Source organism: Variovorax sp. 54 (assembly GCF_002754375.1).
Taxonomy (GTDB): Bacteria; Pseudomonadota; Gammaproteobacteria; order Burkholderiales; family Burkholderiaceae_C; genus Variovorax.
Genome location: NZ_PEFF01000001.1, coordinates 5747888 through 5767425 on the forward strand (window position 1 = coordinate 5747888; position 19538 = coordinate 5767425).

Below are 19538 nucleotides of genomic sequence, written 5' to 3' on the forward strand. Positions count from 1 at the left end.
AAGAAATGTCGCTTTTTCATCGATGAAATTCAAGTCAGAGTCAAGGTTCCTGCAATTTCTCTTCTGAAGGACCCTTTGATTTCCAACGATTTCGACGCCCGCCGTGCTGGCCTGCGCATGCCCGCCGAATGGGAGCCGATGGCCGCCACCTGGCTGGGCTGGCCGGTGCTCGACCACCGCGAAGCCCTGTGGGGCATGCACTACGACGCGGTCTGTCGCGCGTTCGGCCTGCTGGCGCGCACCATCGCGCGCTACCAGCGCTGCATCGTGGCCGCGCATGCACCGCTGGCCGACGCGGCCCGTGAGCTCTGCGGCCCGCAGGTGCGCGTCGTGCCCATCGCGGCCGAAGACAACTGGCTGCGCGACTGCGGTCCGATCTTCCTCGTCGACGAGCATCGGGTGAGCCAGACCGCGGTGGGCTTCCGCTTCAACGCATGGGGCGAGAAGTACCACCCGCACGACGGTTGCCAGCGCGCCGCCGCGGACATCGCCGCGCTGGCCGGCGTGCCGCTGGTGCGCTCGGACATGGTGCTCGAAGGCGGCGCCTTCTACGTCGACGGGCAAGGCACGCTGCTCACCACCGAGAGCTGCCTGCTGCACCCCAACCGCAACCCGGGCCTGCGCAAGCCGCAGATCGAGGCCGAGCTGCGGCGCATGCTGGGCGTGCAGAAGATCGTCTGGCTGCCGGGCCACGCAGCCGAGGTGGAGACCGATGGCCACATCGACGGCATCGCGTCGTTCATTGCGCCGGCCCGCATTCTTTTCAATGCGGCCGACCCCGACCAGGGCGACTACTTTCGCGCGATGCAGGAGAACCGCCGCGCGCTCGAACTCGCGACCGATGCGTGTGGCCGTCGCTTCGAGCTGCTCGACCTGCCCGTGCCGCGCGATGTGCACAGCTACGGCAGCGCGCGCTTCTGCGACCTGTATTCGAACTACATCCTCGTCAACGGCGCGGTGATCTCGACCGCCTTCGGTGTGCCGCGCGACGCGCAGGCGCGCGAGGTGTTGGCGCGCGCGTTTCCCGACCGCCGCGTCGAGCTGCTGCCCATCGATGCGATCTCGCTGGGTGGCGGCGCCGTGCACTGCTCCACGCAGCAACAGCCGATGCTGGGGAGTCGCCTGGCCGTGCGTGGCTTCTGACCTCAGCCCGCAGCGGCGATCAGCTGCGACACCGTCGCCTGCAACTGCGCCGGGTCCACCGGCTTGTGCAGCATCTGCCAACCGCGCGCCGCCACGTCGCTCAGGCGCCGCGGATCGGTGTCGCCGCTCACGATCAGCGCGGGAATGGTGTCGTCGTTGTAGTCCTCGTGCAGGCGGTCGACCACGTCGATGCCGGTCTCGCCCGCGCGCAGGCGGTAGTCGCTGATGATGAGCGCCGGCTTGCCCGTCTGACGCGCGGCGAGCGCCAGCAGCTCGTCGCCGCTTTCGGCCGCGATCACGCGCAGGCCCCAGCTTTCGAGCAGCAGCTGCAGGCCGTGGCGGCTTTCTCCGTCGTCCTCGGCCACGAGCACGAGGCGGCCGGTGTCGGCCGGCAGCGGCGGGGGCGGCGCTTCGGGCACGGGCAGCGCCTGTCGCGCCAGCGGCACCGTCACCGAGAACACCGTGCCCTGGCCCACGCGCGAGCGCAGCGCCAGCGGATGGCCGAGCAGCGCGGCCGTGCGCCGCACGATGGCCAGGCCCAGGCCCAGCCCCTTGGTGCGGTCGCGCTCGGGGTTGCCGAGCTGATGGAACTCCCAGAACACCTGCTCCTGTTCGGTCGGCGGAATGCCGACGCCGGTGTCCCACACCTCGATGCGCAGCGCGTCGGCGCCCGCGCGGCGGCAGCCGATGAGCACGCCGCCGCGCGCCGTGTAGCGGATCGCGTTCTCCACCAGGTTGCGCAGCACGCGGTCGAGCAACGCGGGGTCGGAGTGCACCACGGCATCGACTGCGCGCAAGCGCAGCGACAGCGCCTTGCCCGCTGCCTGCGGCGCGAACTCCAGCACGATCTGGTCGAGCAGCCCCGCCAGCGCAAACGGCCGCGCCTTCACGCGCACCACGCCCGCGTCGAGCCGCGAGACATTGAGCAGGCCTTCGAACAGCAGCCCCATCGCGGCGGCGGCGCGGCCGATGCTGTCGACCAGGTGCCGGCTCGCCGCCGGCAGCGCGTGTCCGCGCAGCACGCCCACGAACAGGCTCAGCGCATGCACCGGCTGGCGCAGGTCGTGGCTGGCGGCGGCGAGGAAGCGCGACTTGGCCAGGTCGCTGCGCTCGGCCGCGTCCTTCTCGAGGCGCAGCTGCCGCAGCAGGTAGAGGTTTTCAAAACGCAGCTCGAGCGAATCGACTTGCGTGCGGTACATGCGCTGCGCGAACGCCAGCGTGACGAACAGGTAGAGCACGCCGGCCGCCGACATCACGCGCAGCAGCACGTCGTCGAGCGTGGCCATCGCGAGGATCGCGGGCGCGAAGTACGTCACCTGGAAACCGTAGAGCAGCCCCAGGTCGATGCAGTACGCGTAGATCGCGCCCGTGCCCATGGTGAGCATTGCCACGACGATGAACATCTGCTGCGGCAGCGCGACCTGCAGCATCCACCCCGCGAGCGGCAACCCCCACAGCAACCCGCCGAGCACCGCGCCGACCATGGCGCCGCGCTGCCAGCGGCGCAGCGCGCCGGGGTCGTGCTCGGCATGCCGGTAGCGCGCCACCTGCCACGCGCGCGCCGCCGTGAGCGCCGCGTTGGCGCCGACCCAGGCCAGCAACTGCTCGTGTGCGACGGCGCCCCACAGCGCCGCGACCACCAGCCCCGCCGTGAGCATCACACCGAGCAGCGAGAACGGAAAGTTGCGTCGCAAGGCGGCCATGCGCGCGGCGAAGACGGGATCGGCGGGCGTCGTGGGTGGGGTGGCGCTCATCGGTGTGTGATGGGTGGGGAGGTGGGATCGCCGAAGGTGGCGATCGCAAGGTAACGCGTGGCTTGGGGGGGCGTCATGGGACTTTAGTCCAATGCCTCCCGCCGCCGCAGGCCCACCCCTGCGCGTGGCCGGGCCCTGTCGCCTGCTATCTGATGGCGTCGCTGCGCGGCAACTGCGTCTTCAACAACAACGCCATCTCCTTCTTGCGCGCCGGCGGCAGCCGCGGCGTGATCGCACCGAAGCTGATCGCGGCCAACGTGGTGGCCGACGCCGCAAAGGTGCGCCCCACGCCCGACACGCCTTCCGTGAGCGTGTCCACGATGTCCGCATGGCCCGCCGCGCGCGTGCGCTTCACGGCCTGCTTCATGCGCTCGCGGGTGAAGCCGGCCTGCGCGTACTCGGCGGTGTGGCGCTCGAGGATGCGATCGATCTCAACGTCGGACAGCGCGGCCATCAGCGCCAGTCCGCCCGCGCCCAGGCCGAGCAGGCGGCGCCCGCCGACGTCGGTGGTGAACACCTTCACCGGAAAGTGCCCCTCTTCGCGGTGCAGGCACACGCAATAGTCGCCCTGGCGGATCACGAGGAACACGGTGTCGCCCGACATGCGCGCGAGCTTCTGCATGACGGCGCGGCACGAGTCCACCAGCGGCACGCGCCGCATGGAGGCAAAGCCCATCTGCATGGCGTCGATGCCCAGGCGGTAGGCCTTGCCGTCGGGGTCGCGCTCGGCGAACTGCTCCTCGACCAGGCACGAGAGCAGGCGGTGCACGGTGGAGCGCTCCAGCCCCGAGGCGGCGATCACCTCGGTGAGCTTGATGCCTTCCTCGTGGTGCTCGGCCAGCAGGCGCAGCAGCTGCAGGGCGCGCCGCAGGCTCTGGGCGCCGGCGGTCTCTCTGGGTTCGTCCATATAGTGGGAAAAATTGGAATTAGTGTTTGGGATGCAGGAATTTCGAAGTCTAAACTGACCTCGCCCAAGACCCAGACACAGACCCGGAGACACACGATGGCCTACGACACCCTCGAAATCGAACACCACGGCGCCGTGCGCCGCATCCTGCTGGCCCGCGACGCCCAGCGCAACGCCCAGAGCCAGCAGATGCTGGACGAGCTCATGGCTGCCTTCGACGACGCCGCGCGCGACGACACGGTGAACGCCGTGGTGCTCGGCGGCAAGGGCGCGCATTTCTCGGCCGGCCACGACCTCAAGCAGGCGCAGGCCGAGCGCGCCAACTTCACCGTCGAAGAGCGCTGGGCCTACGAAGAGCTGCGCTACTTCGACTACTCGATGCGCATCTGGGACTTTCCCAAGCCCACCATCGCGCAGGTGCAGGGCGCCTGCGTGGCGGGCGGTTTCATGATCGCCAACATGTGCGACCTGGTGGTCGCAAGCGAGTCGGCCTTCTTCAGCGACCCCGTGGGCCACACGCTGGGCGCGGCGGCCACCGAGGTGCTGATCCACCCGTGGGTGATGGGCGCGCGCAAGGCCAAGGAAATGCTCTACACCGGCGGCAAGCTGTCGGCGCAGGAGGCGCATGCCATCGGGATGGTCAACCGCGTCGTGCCCGATGCCGAACTGGCCGACGCTGCACTGGCGCTCGCGCAGCAGATCGCCAAGGCGCCGCCGTTCGGGCTGCGCCTGATCAAGCGTTCGATCAACCGCACGCTCGATGCGCAGGGCCTGCGCACGGCGCTCGCTGCGCACTTCGACACGCACCAGCTCTCGCACCTGAGCGAGGGCTTTCTCACGGCCCGCGACCGCGGCCTGGCCTCGGCCATCCAGAAGAACCCCGCCTCCGCCTGAACGATGACCTTGCACCGTCTCGAACCCCTGCTGAACCCGGCCTCCATCGCCGTGGTCGGCGCCAGCGGCAACGCCGCGCGCATCGGCGGCATGCCGCTCGCGCACCTCACGAAATTCGGCTACGCCGGCGCGATCTACCCGATCAATCCCAAGTACGAAGAAGTCTTCGGCCTGCGCTGCTGGCCGGACCTCGAAGCGCTGCCCGCCGCACCCGACCTGGTGGTGCTTGCGCTGGCTGCGGCCGAGGTCACGCCGATGCTGAAGCGCTGCCAGGCGCGCGGCGTGCGCGCCGTCATCGTCTATGCCGCGGGCTTTGCCGAAGCCGGTGACGCGGGCGCCGCATTGCAGGCCGAGCTGGAAGCCTTCGTGGCCACCACCGACATGGTGGTGGCGGGCCCGAACGCCATGGGTTTTGCCAACCTGAACACGCAGGCCCACACCAACTTCGCGTCGGTGTTCAACACCGCGCCGATGCAGCAGGGCCCGGGTCGCGTGAGCCTGCTCACGCAAAGCGGCAACGTCTGCGCCGCGGTGTATGCCATTGCGCGGCGGTTGGGCGTGGAGTTCAGCCACTTCATCAACACCGGCAACGAAGCCTGCGTGGACTTCGCGCAGTACCTCGAGTACCTGGCGCAGGACGACGCGACCGAAGTGGGCATCGGCTACATCGAGGAGCTGCGCGACGGCCCGCGCTTCATGGAGGCCGCGGCCGAGTTCGTGCGGCGCGACAAGCTGCTCATCCTCTACAAGGCCGGCGAGACGGAGAAGGGCTCCGAGGCCGTGCGCTCGCACACCTCGGCGCTGGCGGGCGACCAGCAGATCTACCAGGCGGCGTTCCGCCAGCTCAACATCATCCAGAGCCACGACTTCGCGCAGATGGCGCAGCTCGCGCACCTGGCGGGCTACAGGCAGCGCAGCGCGGGCCAACGCGTGGCGATCATCACCATCTCGGGCGCGCTGGGCGCGATCCTGGCCGACAAGTTCATCGGCCAGGGACTCGACGTGCCCACGCTGCCGCAGCCGCTGCAAGACCAGCTGCGCGCCGGCATTCCCGACTACGGCATGGTCTCCAACCCGGTCGACGTGACGGGCAACGTGGTGAACGACCCCGGCTTCGTGCGCACGGCGATGGAAGCGCTGGCGGTGTCCGACGCCATCGATGCCATCGTGGTCTACGCGCCGGGCTACATGCTCGACCGCATGGCCGACGACCTGTGCGCCGTGGCCGAAAACCATTCGCGCCTGATCGTCGCCATCGACACCGGCGCAGCGAAGACGCGCGAGCAACTGCGTGCGGGCGGCGTGCCGGTGTTCGAGGACATCGGCGTGGCGGTGTCGGCGCTGTCGCCCTTCCTGCTGTGGCAGGAGCGGCGCAAGCACAACCCGTGGCTGCAGGTACGCCGCCAGCCTGCGCCCGCGCGTGCCACGCTGGCGGGGCGGGCCGACGAGCACACCACCAAGCGCTACCTCGCCGAGTTCGGCGTGCAGCCGGTCGACGAGGCCGTGGCGCGCACGGCGGACGAAGCCGCAGCCGTGGCCGAGCGGCTGGGCTTTCCGGTCGTGCTGAAGGTGCTCAGCGCCGACATCGCGCACAAGACCGAGGCCGGCGGCGTGCGCCTGCGGCTGGGCAATGCGCAAGAGGTGCGCAAGGCCTTCGACGAAGTGATGGCCTCGGCGCGCGCCTACGCGCCCACGGCGCAGATCGACGGCGCGCTGCTGCAGAAGATGGAAGCAGGGCAGGCCGAACTCATCCTCGGTGCCACGCGCGACCCGGTGTTCGGCATGACGCTCACCGTGGGCCTGGGCGGCGTGCTCACCGAGCTGTACAAGGACGTGAGCCACCGCGTGCTGCCCGTCGACGCGGCGATGGCGCGCGACATGCTCGGCGAGCTCAAGGCCTTTCCGTTGCTCACGGGCTACCGCGGCCGGCCGCTGGGCGACGTCGAGGCCGCGTGCCGCGCCATCGCTGGATTTTCACGCGCCGTGCTGGCGCTGCAGGAACAGGCAGACGAGGTCGAAGTCAACCCGCTGCTCGTGAAGGAACAGGGCCAGGGCGTGCGCGCGCTCGACGCCCTGGTCCTGGCTTCGTAAGACAGAACCACAACCATCGACAGAGACAGGAGACATCCCATGTTCAAGAAAGCACTGGCCTGCGTGGCCCTGGCCGCCGCCGCGCTCGCGGGCGGCACCGCCATGGCGCAGACCTACCCGACCAAGCCGGTCACGCTCGTCGTGCCGTTCTCGCCCGGCGGCGCGGCCGACATCATGTCGCGCCTGCTCGCCGAGCGGCTGCACAAGCGCCTGGGCCAACCTGTGCTGGTCGAGAACAAGCCCGGCGCCGGCACCATGATCGCGTCGGAGTACGTCGCCAAGGCCGCACCCGACGGCCACACGCTGCTGCTCGCGGCCTCGTCGCTCGGCATTGCGCCGAGCCTGTACAGCAAGGTCAACTACGACCCCGTGAAAGACTTCGCGCCGGTCTCGCAGGTGGCCTCGGTGGTGCACGTGCTGGTGGTGCATCCGAGCATCCCGGCCAAGAACGTGGGCGAGCTCGTGAGCTGGCTCAAGGCCAACCCCAACAAGGCCAACTATGGCTCGGTGGGCGCGGGCACGTCGACGCACCTGGAGGCCGAGCTCTTCAACAGCGTGGCCGGCGTGAAGATGCAGCACATCCCCTACAAGGGCAGCGCGCCTGCGCTCACCGACATGATCGGCGGCCAGCTGCAGGTGATGTTCGATGCGTACGCGTCCTCGGGCCCGTTCATCAAGGACGGCAAGGTGCGCCTGCTGGCCGTGACCACGGCGCAGCGCTCGCAGTCGCTGCCCGACACGCCCACCGTCGCCGAGTCGGGCCTGCCCGGCTACGAAGCCATGCCATGGCTCGGCGTGGTCGCCCCGGCCAAGACGCCCGCGGCGGTCGTGAACAAGCTGCACGACGAGCTGCAAGAGGTGCTCAAGGAACCCGAGGTGAAGGACAAGTTCCGCAGCCTGGGCCTGGACATCATCGGCAACAAGCCCGACGAGTTCGCGGCCTTCCTGCGCAAGGACATCGTGAAGTGGGCCAAGGTCATCAAGGATTCAGGCGCAAAGGCCGACTGACATCCGCGATCCATCAGCAAGAACGAGAAAGCAGACAAACATGCAAGTGGGTTACTCGGCGCAAGACGAAGCCTTCCGCCTCACGTTGCGCGACTGGTTCGAGACGCACTATCCGCGCTTCGTCGCGGCCTGGCCCGGGGGCGTGCCCGACGCCAACGAGCTGACCTGGCGCCGCGCCTGGGAAGACCACGTGTGCCAGGCCGGCTGGTCGGGCCTGGGCTGGCCCGAGGCCCACGGCGGCAAGGCCTGGCCACTCACGCGGCAGGCCATCTTTCACGAGGAGCAGGCCCGCATCGGCGCGCCGCTGGGCGTGAACATCATCGGCCACGGCATCCTGGCGCCGACGCTGATCCACTTCGCGAGCGAGGCGCAGAAGGCACGCTTTCTGCCCGGCATCTTGAGCAACCGCGAGATCTGGTGCCAGGGCTACTCGGAGCCCGGCGCGGGCTCCGACCTTGCGGCGCTGTCCACGCGCGCCGAGCGGCGCGGCGACCACTACGTGCTCAACGGCCACAAGGTGTGGACCTCGTTCGCGCACATTGCCGACTACTGCTTCGTGCTCGCACGCACCGACGCCGCAGCCGCGCGCCACAAGGGCATCAGCTTCCTGCTGGTCGACATGAAGAGCCCTGGCGTGCGCGTGGAATCCATCCGCCAGATCACGGGCGAGTCGGACTTCAACGAGGTCTTCTTCGAGGACGTGAAGGTGCCGCTCGATGCACTCGTGGGCGAAGAGAACGGCGGCTGGCGGCTGGCCATGGCCGCGGCGAGCTTCGAGCGCGGCACCTACTTCATTCCGCGCCAGGTGCGCTTCACGCAGGAGCTGGGCGCGCTCACGCGGCTGGCGGCCAGCGTGCAGAGGGGCGGACGCCCCGCGCTCGACTGCCCGCACCTGCGGCGCGACCTCGCGCGGCTGGCGGTCGACAGCCATGTGCTCAAGCTCAAGTCGTACCGCGCGCTCACGCACGCGATGCGCGGCGGGCCGCCGGGGCCCGAGGGCTCGTCGACCAAGCTGCACTGGAGCGAGTCGCACCAGAAGCTGCTCGCCACCGCCATGGAAGTGCTGGGTGAACGCGCGCTGGCCGGCCCCGAGCCCACGGGCGCTGACCCGCAAGCTGCGGCCTGGGTGCGCGACTACCTGTGGACGCGCGCCGAAACCATCCTGGCGGGCACTTCCGAAGTGCAGCGCAACATCCTGGCCGAGCAGATGCTGGGCCTGCCCAAGAACTGAAGACGACGACGACACGACCCGCCATGGATTTCGCATTGAACGACGAGCAGCAGATGCTGCACGCGTCGGCCCACCGCTTCTTCGCCGACCACCACCCGCTCACGCGCGCACGGCGTGCCTTGCCCTGGACCGATGCCACGCAGCAGTCGCTGTGGACCGACATGGCCGGCATGGGCTGGATGGCGCTGCTGGTGCCCGAGGCGCACGACGGCCTGGGGCTCGGCATGAGCGAGGCCTGCATCGTGGCCGAGGCCGCAGGCCAGCAGCTGCTGAACCTGCCGCTGGCTGGCAGTGCGGTGCTGTTGCCGCTGTGGCTGCAGGCGTGTGGTGAAGCGCCGCCCGATGCGTTGCGCGATTCGGTGCGCGCGGCGATGGCGGGCGAGCGCGCCTTCCATTGCATCGCGGAGGGTGATGCATGGATCGACCACGCGGGGCAGGCTTCGGACCTCGTGGTGGTGCAGGGCTGGCATGACGATGCGGTGCCTTTGCGCCTGGCGCTGCAGCCGATGCCCGCGGGCGTTGCATCCGATGCACTCGACCCTACGTTGCGGCAGGCGCCGGCGGCACCTGCGCCGGCACTCGCATGGGCGACGCTGCCCATCGCCCCCGAAGCACGTGCCCGCGTGCGTGCCGCGCACCGTGTCGCGCTGGCTGCCGAACTCGTCGGCATCGCACAAGCCGCGCTCGACCTGGCCTGCGCCTATGCCCGCGAGCGCGTGCAGTTCGGCAAAGCCATCGGCAGCTACCAGGCCATCAAGCACCAACTCGCCAACGCCTGGATGGGCGTCGACAACGCACGCCTGGCCGTGCGCTACGCCGCGGCCGCGCTCGACAGCGGCCTGCCCGATTGGCGTTTTGCCTGCGCCGCGGCCGAGTTCACGGCCATCGAGGGCGCGCAGCAGACCACGCGCACGGCCATCCAGGTGCATGGCGGCATGGGCTTCACCTGGGAGCACGACGCGCACCTGTACCTGAAGCGCGCGCAGCACCTGTCGACGCGCCTGGGCGGTGCGTCGCGCGCGCTGGACCAGGTCGAAGCGCTCGCTCTGGCCTGAGGCCGCGCGGCATTGCCATGCGGGGCGCCTGGGCGATGAGCGCCTTCTAGAATCAAACGACACACTTGTCCGCAAACGCCGGGCAAGCCGTTATGTTCGTCTTCTTTTTTGCATGTCTCATCTTCGACCGCGCTCCGCTTTCCTCGCTTTTCTTCTTCTCTCTTCCTTCGGTGCCGTCGCACAAACCGCGACACCCCAACTCGTCCTCGTGCCGCATCACGAGCGCACGCAGGAAGCATCCCAGGCCCCCGCACTCGACCTCGCCGTGACGCGCTTCGCGGGCATGGCGTCGGGCTCGTACTACTGGCCTGAGGGCCTGCTGGCCGAGCAGCTGATCTCGGGCCTGGCCTCGCGCCCCGACCGCAAGCAGCAGGCACTGCCTGACGGCCAACGACTGCTTTCGTCGTACCGCCGTCCCTACGACGGCGGTGAGCGCGCGGCCGTGCTGGTCGACGACCGCAGCGGCGACGTGCTGGCTGCGGCACTGGTGCATCGCAGCTGCGGCAAGGACTCGTCGTCGAGCGGTTGTCTCGACGATCAGCACGCCGTGCTCTCGATCTTCTTGCGTCCCGGCTTCGACCGCGCCAAGGCGCAACCGCTGGTCGCGTGGAGCCAGCAGGTTCCCGACCGCATGCAGGGTGGCGAGGGCGTGGGCGAGAAGATCGCCACGACCGAGTACGTCACGATGGACGCCGCGCGCACCACGGCGCGCCCGATCGTGCGTCCCAACAAGGCCTTCTCCGCGCAGGTGCCGCTGTACCCCAAGGCGCTGATCTACGGCACCGCGCAAGACGCGCTGAGCGACGCCAAGGCCAAGCGCGTGCTGCGCCTGCAGACCGTCGACACGCCGGAGCAGGTGCTGGCGTTCTACAAGCAGCTGTCGCCGCCGCTGAAAGACATCGAGTCCAACCTCGAGGGGCGCAACGGTTTCATCGCCGGCAGCCGCAACGGCCTGAGCTTCTCCGTCAACACGACGGTCCCGCGCGACATGCCCGCGATCACGAACATCGAAGTGGAAATTTCCGAATGAAGAAGACGTTGATTCAGTCGGCGCTGGCGTCGCTGCTGTTCGCCTGCGCGCTCACCGCCCACGCCCAAGACGCTGCAGCGCCCGTCACCACGAAGCTGCCACCGCCCGCGCTGCGCCTCAGCGAGCAGACGCGCATCCGCAGCGCCGTGATCGGCCTGGTCGGCTACGCGCGCGGCAGCTACACCGAGCCCGACACGCTGATCGCGCAGCAGCTGCTCGAAGGCATGCGCTCGAAGTTCGACGTCACGCGCACGGTGTGGCCCGACGGCCGGCAGGTCATTGCGTCCGTCAGCGGCGGCGGTCACGGCGAAGAGCGCGCCGCGATGCTGATCGACGCCGACGGCCGCGTGCAGGCGGTGGGGCTGGTCAACGGCCATTGCCGCGCGGGCGCAAAGAGCGACGATCCCAAGGTGTGCAACCCCTTGCCGCAGACCGTGCTGTCGGTCTTCCAGCACGCGGGTGCCAGCCAGGCCGATGCCGCGCCGCTGGTGGCGTGGAGCAAGCAGCTGCCGTCGTTCCTCGCGGCCATGGCCGAGAGCGACGACCCGGCGGACGTGGCCGCCGCGCAGAAGATCGCCAGCGTCGAATACATCACCGGCCAGCCCAACGTGCCGGGCTGGCGCGTCGCGCAATTGCCGCCGGGCTTCCCCGCGTCGCTGCATCCGATGCTCGTGCAGACGGGCGAGGTGAACAGTTCGGCCAGCGCCGGCAAGATCGTGCTGCCCAAGGGCCTGGCCGGCCTGCCGATGCGCACGGCCTACGAGCGCTCGCAGCGCCCCGAGGCGCAGCTGCCCGACGCCGAGGTCACGCTGCGCAGCTACGAGCCGATCGCCAAGCTGGTCGACACCTACCGCGAACTCGCCAAGGGCGCGACGCTGGACGAAGAGGGCCGCGAGGTCGTCTTCAACGGCACCGACGGCGCGGGCCGCTACAGCGTGCGCCTGCGCGACGCGAAGGAAACCGGCGTGTTCATCACCGTGGCGAGCTGGAAGCGCAAGTAGCCGCCAGCTGGCGTTGCATGGCCCTTTGCGGCCCGGATGTCAATCGGCGGATTCTTGCTGCGGCCCTCCGATGACACCGAGGCGCGCGGGGCAGGGTGCTCACGAGAATCGATGCATGACCCTGGCCGTCAGAGCCTGCCGCATCCACCTCGAGGAGACAACCGCCATGCATCGCTGCCCTTCTTTCGCAGGCCTCATCCGCCTGCTGCTTCGCACCACGGTCCTGTGGGCGCTCGCCGTGCTCGCGGCGCCCGCGCTGGCCGCCTACAACCAGAGCCTCACGCGCACGCTCGACGCCGGCCAGATCTACGGCAAGGTCGCGGCGAACAACACGCACGCCTTCCTGGGCATTCCCTTTGCGCAGCCGCCGGTCGGCAGCCTGCGCTGGCGCGCCCCGCAACCGCCGCAGCCGTGGAGCGGCGCGCGTGCCGCGACCACGCTGGCCGGCATGTGCGCGCAGGTCGGCAACCCCTTCGGCGAGCCCGACCCGGCCACCTTCGGCCAGCCCGTGGGCACGGAAGACTGCCTCTACCTGAACGTGTGGCGCCCGAACTCCAGCGCCGAGAACCTGCCGGTGTTCTTCTGGATTCACGGCGGCAGCAACACGAAGGGCTCGGCGCGCGAGCCGGCCTACGACGGGGCCTACCTGGCGCAGAAGGCCAACATGGTGGTGGTCACCGTGCAGTACCGCATGGGCATGCTGGGCTGGCTGAACCATCCGGCAATGAAGACCGGCAACGCGCTGGACGATTCGGGCAACTTCACCACGCTCGACCTGGTGCGCGCGCTCGACTGGGTGAAGGCCAACGCGCGGGCCTTCGGCGGCAACCCGGGGCAGGTGACGGTGGCGGGCCAGTCAGCAGGCTGCATCAACACCTGGGGCCTGCTGCAGTCGCCGCTGGCCGACGGCAAGTTCCACCGCGCGGTGTGCATGTCGGGCGTGCCCAACGCCTACCCGCCGGTGGTGGGCACGCTGGCGGCCGACTCGCTCATCGACAGCCTGCTGGTCGACACCGGCCGCGCCTCCACCGCGCTGCAGGCCGCGGCGCAGCGCCTGACCATGAGCCCCGCCGACATCGCCGCACTGCTGCGCGGTGCGAGCGCGGCGCAGATCATGAAGTTCACGCCCAGCCCCGTGGTGCCGGGCCACTTCACCGACGGCACGGTGATCCGCGCCAGCGGGCTGCCCGGCCTGCTCGCGGGCAATTACAACAAGATGCCACTGATGATCGGCTCGACGCACGACGAGGGCTCGTACTTCGCTTTCCTGTTCGGCATGGGCCAGCCCTCGCAGCAGGAGTTCTGGAACCTGACCAACTACGCGGCGCCCGGCACCGTCACCTTCAACCAGCTGATCAAGCCGGAGTTCCAGCCGATCTACACGCAGACCCATGAAGTGATCAGTTACGCGCTGGACAACGTGATCGACAACGTGATCCGCGTGCTGCGCCTGCAGAACGGCGACATCTACCGCTACAACTACAACTGGGACGACACGCCGCAGCCCTGGAAGGACACCTTCGGCGCGTTCCACGGCATCGACGTGGCGGCGCTGTTCGGCAACTTCGTGACCGACGAGCCGAACTTCATGCGCTTTGCCTGGAGCCCCGCGAACGCGAGCAGCCGCAAGGCGCTGTCGGACAAATTCATCGGCCACACGGCGAGCTTTGCCCGCTACGGTGCACCGAGCCGCATGTTCGACGGCCAGACGACCTGGAACAACTGGACCAACTTCGTGTGCCTGCTGTGCAGCAAGCGGATGGTCTTCGACAACCAGCCGCGCATGTCGGCCGACGACTATCTGTTCTTCTGGCCGCGTTACTCGCTGCTGTCGCCGCAGCAGCGCGAGTTTCTGTTCCAGCAGATCGACTTCAACGCGCTGCCCGACTCGGTCGATCCCTTGCGCAACGGCACACGCTGAACCAGGTCAACGGGTTGTCTACTGGATGATCCCGTGGCGCACGGCATAGAGCACCAGCTCCGCCGTGCTGGCCACGCCCAGCTTGTCGAGGATGTTGCTGCGGTGCGTGCTCACGGTCTTCACGCTGATGAGCATCTCGTCGCCGATGGCCGTGAGCGACAGGCCCTTGAGCATCATGAGCATGATCTGGTGCTCGCGCACGGTGAGCCGCTGGTGCGCGGGGCGGTCGTCGCGGCCTTCGAGCTGGCCGCTGACCTGCGAAGCGGCGCGCGCGCTGAGGTACTGGCCGCCGGCCGCCACGCAGCGGATCGCGCGCACCAGCTCGGCGGGCTCCGCATCTTTCGCGATGTAGCCGCGCGCGCCGGCCTGGATGGCGACCAGTGCGTACTGTTCCTCGGCGTACATCGACAGCATGAGCACCGGCAGCGCGGGCTGCGCGGCACGCATCGAGGCCAGCACCTCCAGGCCGTTGCGGCCTTCCATGTTGATGTCGAGCAGCACCACGTCGAAGCGGCGCTGGCGCACGAGCTCGAGCGCCTCGGCGCCGTTGGCGGCCTCGGCGGTGGTGCGCAGGTCGGTCTCGTCGAGCAGCAGGCGCTGAAGCCCCGAGCGGAAGATCGTGTGGTCGTCGACCATCAGGATGTCGATCATGCGGCGCCGCTTTCCTGGTGCAGCGGCACGCTCAGCGCGAGCCGCGTGCCCGCGCCGGGCGCCGAGCGGATGTGCAGCTCGCCGCCGATCTCGCGTGCGCGCTCGCGCATGCTCAACAGGCCCAGCGCGCTGCCCTCGGGCGCATCGGCGTCGAAGCCGCAGCCGTCGTCGTGCAGCACGAGTTGCAGGCGCTCGCCGTCCACGCGCAGCCGCACGTCGACGTGCTGTGCGTTCGAGTGGCGCGAGATGTTGGTCAGGCCTTCCTGGAAGATGCGGTAGACCGCCGTCGCATGCTTGGGCGCGAGGCGCAGCGCGGGCGCATCGGCGTCCAGCGAATGCGGCACGCCCGAGCGGCGGGTGAAGGCCTGCAGCTCGTTTGCAAGCGCCACCGACAGGTCGAGATGGTCGAGCGCGCTGGGGCGCAGCGCCTCGGAGATCTGCTTCACCGTGTCGATGGTCTGCTGCGTGAGCGCGATCAGGTCCTGCGTGAGCGCCTGCACCTCGGCGTTGTCGGCGCGGCGCTTGATGCGCGTGGCGTCCATCTTGATCGAGGTCAGCATGCCGCCGAGCACGTCGTGCACATCGCGCGACAGCGCCAGCCGTTGCTCTTCGAGCTTGTTGGCGGTGTAGGCGGCCAGGGCCTGCAGCTGCTCGCGCGAGCGCTGGCGTTCTTCCTCGTGGCGCACGCGGTCGGTCACGTCGACGCCCACGCCCATCACGGCGGGACGGCCACGGTACATGATGCGCGAGCCGTGCACTTCGACGAAGCGCACGCGGCCGTCGCGGTGCAGGCCGCGCGTGATGAAGTGCATGCTCGGCGGACGGCCCTCCAGGCGCGTGCGGATGCGCGAGCGCACGACCTCGAGAAAGTCGGGCGGCACGATCTGCGCGAGCGACATGCCGGTCGCTTCTTCGGCCGTGTAGCCCGCGATGCCGGCCCAGGTCGCGTTGCAGTACACGAAGCGGTCGTCCTGGATCACGTAGATGCCCGCGACCATCTGTTCCACGATGGTGTCGAAGGGAATGTCCGGCAGGCGCTCGGGTGCGGGATCGGTCATGGGGTGGGCGGTGGCGCGCTGCATGATAGGACGCGGGCCGCGCCACGCACCCCGCGCCCGAGGGTTTGCGAGCAGCACGGTTCCCCGTAGCGTCGCCCGGAAATGTCCGATGGCCGCCGCGCACGGTGCGCCGCCAAGATCGGGGCCCGCCTGCTTCAGGCTGCCCCATGGCCGGCGCTACCGGCAAGGACGACACCACGATGGTCTACCGCTGGCTTGCGCTTCTGGGTCTTCTCTTTCTCGGACTGCCGGGCCGCGCCGACGAGATCGTGGTGGGGCAGTCGCTGCCGCTGAGCGGGCCGCTCGGCGAGGCCGGGCGCAACGTGAAGGACGGCATCGACGCCTACCTGGCGCGCGTGCAGCGCGACGGCCTGCTCGGGCGACACAAGCTGGTGTGGCGCGCGCTGGACGACGGCTACTCGGTGGAGCGCCACACGCAGAACATCCGGCAACTGGTGGTGCAGGACAAGGTCGATGCGCTGGGCCTGTCGGCCGGCACTTCGCACATCGACGCGGCGTACCCGACGATGCGGGAGGCGGGCACGCCGCTGATCGGTGCGATGACCGGCGCCTCGGCGCTGCACGGCGCGCAGCGTGCGCTCATCTACCACCTGCGCGCGAGCTACGCCGACGAGGTGCGGCAACTGGTCGCGCAGGCGGTGTCGGTGCGGCAGCGGCGCGCGTTCGCGGTCTGGCAGGACGACGGGCTGGGGCGCGACGCGTTCGCGGCGCTGGAGGCCGCGCTGCGCGGCGCGGGCATCGAACTCGTGGGGCAGCAGGGCGTGGCGCTGGCGCAGATGGACGGCGCCGCAGTGGCCGCGAGCGTGCGTGCGGCGAAGCCCGATGCGCTGTTCGCGTTGTGCGTGACGCCGTGTGGGGTGAAGCTGTTGTCGGGGCTGGCGGCGGAGAGTGGCATCACACGGCCGACGCCGTACATGCTCTCGATCGTCAACGGCGAGGCGCTCGCGAAGAGCGTCGGGCCTGCGGCGCGTGGCACCGTGATCTCGCAGGTCATGCCCAACCCGCGCCTGGCAACGTCGCCGCTGGTGCAGCGCTACCAGCAGGACATGCGCAGCCACATGGGCCGCGACGAGTTCAGCTACTTTTCGCTGGAAGGGTACGTGGTGGCGATGGTGACGGTGGAGGCGGCGCGCACCGCGCTGGCCGCTTCACCACGCCGCTCGATGCAGGACGCCATGAAGCTGATGCTGCGGCGTGAGATCGAGGGGATTCCGGTGTCGGGCGGTGACGACCCTGGGGTGCGCCCGCATCCGGTGACGTTGTCGATGATTGGCAACGGCGGACGGCTCATCCACTGAAGGCGCGAATAAACCTACTGCGCGTCCCGATCTCGCATCTGCGGTCCTCACCGTACGGGTGTACGGTTCCGGTCCTCGATGCGACCTCGGGCCGCTCGCTACGGTTTCTTCACGCCTTCAGAGACCGAGCCGCCCGAAAGAAGATCAACCGATCTCTGCGATCAGCTCGATCTCGACGCAAGCACCCATCGGGATCTGTGCCACGCCGAAGGCGCTGCGTGCATGCGCGCCCTTTTCGGGGCCGAACACTTCGGCGAAGAACTCGCTGGCACCGTTGGTCACCAGGTGCTGTTCGGTGAAGGTGCCGACCGAGTTCACGAGGCTCATCACCTTGACGATGCGCTTGACCTTGTTGAGGTCGCCCACGGCCGCGTGCAGCGTGCCGAGCAGGTCGATGGCAATGGCGCGTGCGGCCTGCTTGCCTTCGTCGGTGCCGATGTTGGCGCCGAGCTGGCCGACCCAGACCTTGCCGTCCTTCTTGGCGATGTGGCCCGACAGGAACACGAGGTTGCCGGTCTGCACGAAGGGCACGTAGGCGGCGGCGGGTGCGGAAACCGGGGGCAGGGAAATGCCGAGGCTGGAAAGCTTGTCGTAAACGCTCATGGAGACTCCTGATCTGGGGATGATGATGACGATGACGGGGGTGATTGTGTCTGTGTTTGCGCCGGCGACTGCGGCAACGCGACCACTTCCCCCACGGGTTGCACGGTCACGCCGACATGCAGCGTGTGGCGCGCGCCGCCATGCAGTACGCCGCGCATCGGCGAGACGTCGGAGTAGTCGCGCCCGATGGCGAGCGTGACGTAGTCCTCGCCGGGCTGGCGGCCGTTGGTGGGGTCGAAGTCGGCCCATCCACCCACGCTCTCGGGGCCTTCGCCCTCGCCGGGCAAATACACCGACACCCACGCATGCGAGGCGTCGGCGCCCACCAGGCGCGGCTGGCCCGGCGGGGGCTGCGTGAGCAGGTAGCCGCTCACGTAGCGCGCCGGCAGGCCCATGGCGCGAAAGCACGCGATGAGGATGTGGGCGAAGTCCTGGCACACACCCTTGCGTTGCGCCAAGGCATCGACGGCGGGGGTGTTGATCTCGGTGCTGTCGGCGTCGTAGGCGAAGTCGCGGTACATGCGCTCGGTGAGGTCCATCGCCACGTCGAAGGTGGGACGCTCGGGCGCGAAGCTGGCGCGCGCGTAGGCAACGAAGTCGTCGTGGCGCGGCACATACGGCGAGGGAAACACGAACTCCGAAGCAGGGTCGAACGGCGCGTCCTTGCGAAAGCGGAAGCGCTCGCGCACGGTCTCCCAGGGCAGCTCGCGCGCCACGGCGGGCGAGAGCACGGGCGCCGAGGTTTTCACGACGCTCTCGGCCGTGACGATGAGGTGGTCGTGCGTGGCCTCGAGCGCGAAGAAGGCGCGCGTGTTGCCGTACAGGTCGGGCACCTCGCTGCGCTGCGCGGGCGCGGGGTCGATCGTGAGCTGGTGGCTCACGAGCTCCTGCGACGCGGTGGCCAGCGGACGCAGGTGCGCCAGGTGCTGCGCCGTCTCGACCGCCGGCGCGTACGCGTATCGCGTTTCGTGGGTGACGTGCAGCAGCATCGCGCGGCTCGCTGTTTACCTACTTGGACTCGGCGCCGAAGTGCGAGGCGTAGATCTTCGCGTAGGTGCCGTCGGCCTTGATGTCGGCCAGGCCCTTGTCGATCTTCGCCAGCAGTTCGGCGTTGCCCTTCTTCACGGCGATGCCGTACTGCTCGGCCGAGAAGCCGGCGTCGCTCACGGTCTTGAAGCCGCCGCCCGGGTTGTTGGCCAGGTAGTGCGCCACCACGCCGTTGTCGGCCACCACGGCCTGCACGCCGCCGGCTTCGAGTTCCTTGAGCGCCAGCGGCGTCGATTCGAAGCGCTTGATGTCGGTGCTCGACTTGCCGAGCAGCTTGCCCACCACCTCGTCGCCGGTGGTGCCGTTCTGCACGCCGACCTTGAGCTTCTTGATGTCGTCGAACTTCGCGACCGTCGAATCGCTCTTCACCGCAATGAGCTGGCGGGCCTCGAAGTAGGGCTGCGAGAAGTCCATCGTCTGGCGGCGCTCGGGCGTGATCGTGATGGCCGACACCAGCAGGTCGCGGTCGCCCAGGTCGAGCGTGTTGAAGATGCCTTCCCATGGCGTGTTGACGAACTTCACCTCGATGCCGGCCTTCTGCGCAACGGCCTTCACCACGTCGATGTCGAAGCCCACGACCTCGCCCTTTTCATTCTGCGATTCGAAGGGCGTGTAGGCCGCGTCGGTGCCGACGACCAGCACGCGCGGCGCGGCAGCGGGCGGCGGTGCCGAAGCGGCCGCGGGCGCGGCGGATTCCTGCTTGCCGCAACCGGCGAGCGCGAGGCCGACCAGGAGGCTGGCGGCGGTCAGTATGAGACGGCGGTTGAGGGCGATGCCTGACATGGAAATGCCTCCTTCGAAATATCGTTGTATGTGTGTGTCTGC

17 protein-coding genes are annotated in these 19538 nt (G+C 69.1%); 10 read left to right on the top strand and 7 right to left on the bottom strand.

All coding sequences use genetic code 11. The annotated features are described in order from the left end of the window. The first annotated feature begins 75 nt into the window (after positions 1-75). Positions 76-1143 (top strand): agmatine deiminase family protein, encoded by a 1068-nt coding sequence (locus CLU95_RS26375; protein ID WP_257214737.1) that lies wholly within the window; start codon positions 76-78, stop codon positions 1141-1143. A 2-nt stretch (positions 1144-1145) separates the two neighbouring features. Here the strand turns inward: CLU95_RS26375 and CLU95_RS26380 are convergent, their stop codons facing one another. Together CLU95_RS26380 and CLU95_RS26385 are read right to left on the bottom strand one after the other, a co-directional pair. Further along, entirely contained in the window at positions 1146-2897 is a 1752-nt protein-coding gene (locus CLU95_RS26380) for an ATP-binding response regulator (RefSeq protein WP_099796322.1), read from the bottom strand. Between the two features lie 145 nt (positions 2898-3042). Beyond that, entirely contained in the window at positions 3043-3804 is a 762-nt protein-coding gene (locus CLU95_RS26385; RefSeq protein ID WP_099796323.1) for an IclR family transcriptional regulator, read from the bottom strand. A gap of 96 nt (positions 3805-3900) precedes the next feature. On the opposite strand from CLU95_RS26385, the gene CLU95_RS26390 reads away from it, so the two are divergent. The 8 genes from CLU95_RS26390 (at position 3901) to CLU95_RS26425 (ending at position 14035) form a co-directional block, all read left to right on the top strand. Continuing rightward, complete coding sequence (locus CLU95_RS26390) at positions 3901-4698, top strand: enoyl-CoA hydratase (protein WP_099796324.1); 798 nt, start codon at positions 3901-3903, stop codon at positions 4696-4698. 3 nt (positions 4699-4701) lie between these two features. Continuing rightward, entirely contained in the window at positions 4702-6789 is a 2088-nt protein-coding gene (locus CLU95_RS26395; RefSeq protein WP_099796325.1) for an acetate--CoA ligase family protein, read from the top strand. Between the two features lie 39 nt (positions 6790-6828). Then, on the top strand, positions 6829-7797 hold the full coding sequence (locus tag CLU95_RS26400) for a tripartite tricarboxylate transporter substrate binding protein (protein ID WP_099796326.1): 969 nt from the start codon (positions 6829-6831) through the stop codon (positions 7795-7797). Positions 7798-7837: 40 nt separating this feature from the next. Further along, positions 7838-9028 carry an acyl-CoA dehydrogenase family protein gene (locus tag CLU95_RS26405; RefSeq protein WP_099796327.1) on the top strand — a complete coding sequence of 397 codons (1191 nt, stop codon included), beginning with the start codon at positions 7838-7840 and terminating at the stop codon, positions 9026-9028. Positions 9029-9051: 23 nt separating this feature from the next. Then, entirely contained in the window at positions 9052-10083 is a 1032-nt protein-coding gene (locus CLU95_RS26410; RefSeq protein ID WP_099796328.1) for an acyl-CoA dehydrogenase family protein, read from the top strand. Positions 10084-10291: 208 nt separating this feature from the next. After that, a complete protein-coding gene (locus CLU95_RS26415) occupies positions 10292-11113 on the top strand; it encodes a hypothetical protein (protein WP_180288674.1) in 822 nt (273 codons plus the stop codon). Continuing rightward, on the top strand, positions 11110-12114 hold the full coding sequence (locus CLU95_RS26420) for a hypothetical protein (RefSeq protein ID WP_099796329.1): 1005 nt from the start codon (positions 11110-11112) through the stop codon (positions 12112-12114). Before CLU95_RS26415 ends, CLU95_RS26420 begins: the two co-directional genes overlap by 4 nt. A 166-nt stretch (positions 12115-12280) precedes the next feature. Next, a complete protein-coding gene (locus tag CLU95_RS26425; RefSeq protein ID WP_180288675.1) occupies positions 12281-14035 on the top strand; it encodes a carboxylesterase/lipase family protein in 1755 nt (584 codons plus the stop codon). Positions 14036-14053: 18 nt separating this feature from the next. On the opposite strand, the gene CLU95_RS26430 is transcribed toward CLU95_RS26425, so the two are convergent. Next, the gene (locus CLU95_RS26430; RefSeq protein ID WP_099796331.1) at positions 14054-14686 is read right to left on the bottom strand and encodes a response regulator; all 633 of its coding nucleotides are present in this window, start codon (positions 14684-14686) and stop codon (positions 14054-14056) included. Next, positions 14683-15744 carry a sensor histidine kinase gene (locus tag CLU95_RS26435; RefSeq protein WP_180288676.1) on the bottom strand — a complete coding sequence of 354 codons (1062 nt, stop codon included), beginning with the start codon at positions 15742-15744 and terminating at the stop codon, positions 14683-14685. The genes CLU95_RS26430 and CLU95_RS26435 overlap by 4 nt, the downstream gene beginning before the upstream one ends. Before the next feature lie 167 nt (positions 15745-15911). Here CLU95_RS26435 and CLU95_RS26440 point away from each other — a divergent pair, with 167 nt between their 5' ends. Next, positions 15912-17063 (top strand): ABC transporter substrate-binding protein, encoded by a 1152-nt coding sequence (locus tag CLU95_RS26440; RefSeq protein ID WP_099796333.1) that lies wholly within the window; start codon positions 15912-15914, stop codon positions 17061-17063. A gap of 144 nt (positions 17064-17207) precedes the next feature. On the opposite strand, the gene CLU95_RS26445 is transcribed toward CLU95_RS26440, so the two are convergent. The 3 genes from CLU95_RS26445 to CLU95_RS26455 are packed head-to-tail and all read right to left on the bottom strand — an operon-like array spanning position 17208 to position 19496. Then, complete coding sequence (locus tag CLU95_RS26445; RefSeq protein ID WP_062476784.1) at positions 17208-17666, bottom strand: RidA family protein; 459 nt, start codon at positions 17664-17666, stop codon at positions 17208-17210. Next, positions 17663-18655: a transglutaminase family protein gene (locus tag CLU95_RS26450; protein WP_099796334.1), complete on the bottom strand. Its 993-nt coding sequence runs from the start codon at positions 18653-18655 to the stop codon at positions 17663-17665. The genes CLU95_RS26445 and CLU95_RS26450 overlap by 4 nt, the downstream gene beginning before the upstream one ends. Before the next feature lie 19 nt (positions 18656-18674). Continuing rightward, positions 18675-19496: a basic amino acid ABC transporter substrate-binding protein gene (locus tag CLU95_RS26455; RefSeq protein WP_099796335.1), complete on the bottom strand. Its 822-nt coding sequence runs from the start codon at positions 19494-19496 to the stop codon at positions 18675-18677. Positions 19497-19538 lie beyond the last annotated feature (42 nt).

Bases quoted from the DNA above. Each gene is read 5' to 3' on its own strand.
- CLU95_RS26380 (WP_099796322.1), bottom strand. From the start codon at position 2,897: ATGAGCGCCACCCCACCCACGACGCCCGCCGATCCCGTCTTCGCCGCG.
- CLU95_RS26385 (WP_099796323.1), bottom strand. From the start codon at position 3,804: ATGGACGAACCCAGAGAGACCGCCGGCGCCCAGAGCCTGCGGCGCGCC.
- CLU95_RS26390 (WP_099796324.1), top strand. From the start codon at position 3,901: ATGGCCTACGACACCCTCGAAATCGAACACCACGGCGCCGTGCGCCGC.
- CLU95_RS26395 (WP_099796325.1), top strand. From the start codon at position 4,702: ATGACCTTGCACCGTCTCGAACCCCTGCTGAACCCGGCCTCCATCGCC.
- CLU95_RS26400 (WP_099796326.1), top strand. From the start codon at position 6,829: ATGTTCAAGAAAGCACTGGCCTGCGTGGCCCTGGCCGCCGCCGCGCTC.
- CLU95_RS26405 (WP_099796327.1), top strand. From the start codon at position 7,838: ATGCAAGTGGGTTACTCGGCGCAAGACGAAGCCTTCCGCCTCACGTTG.
- CLU95_RS26410 (WP_099796328.1), top strand. From the start codon at position 9,052: ATGGATTTCGCATTGAACGACGAGCAGCAGATGCTGCACGCGTCGGCC.
- CLU95_RS26420 (WP_099796329.1), top strand. From the start codon at position 11,110: ATGAAGAAGACGTTGATTCAGTCGGCGCTGGCGTCGCTGCTGTTCGCC.
- CLU95_RS26425 (WP_180288675.1), top strand. From the start codon at position 12,281: ATGCATCGCTGCCCTTCTTTCGCAGGCCTCATCCGCCTGCTGCTTCGC.
- CLU95_RS26430 (WP_099796331.1), bottom strand. From the start codon at position 14,686: ATGATCGACATCCTGATGGTCGACGACCACACGATCTTCCGCTCGGGG.
- CLU95_RS26435 (WP_180288676.1), bottom strand. From the start codon at position 15,744: ATGACCGATCCCGCACCCGAGCGCCTGCCGGACATTCCCTTCGACACC.
- CLU95_RS26440 (WP_099796333.1), top strand. From the start codon at position 15,912: ATGGCCGGCGCTACCGGCAAGGACGACACCACGATGGTCTACCGCTGG.
- CLU95_RS26445 (WP_062476784.1), bottom strand. From the start codon at position 17,666: ATGAGCGTTTACGACAAGCTTTCCAGCCTCGGCATTTCCCTGCCCCCG.
- CLU95_RS26450 (WP_099796334.1), bottom strand. From the start codon at position 18,655: ATGCTGCTGCACGTCACCCACGAAACGCGATACGCGTACGCGCCGGCG.
- CLU95_RS26455 (WP_099796335.1), bottom strand. From the start codon at position 19,496: ATGTCAGGCATCGCCCTCAACCGCCGTCTCATACTGACCGCCGCCAGC.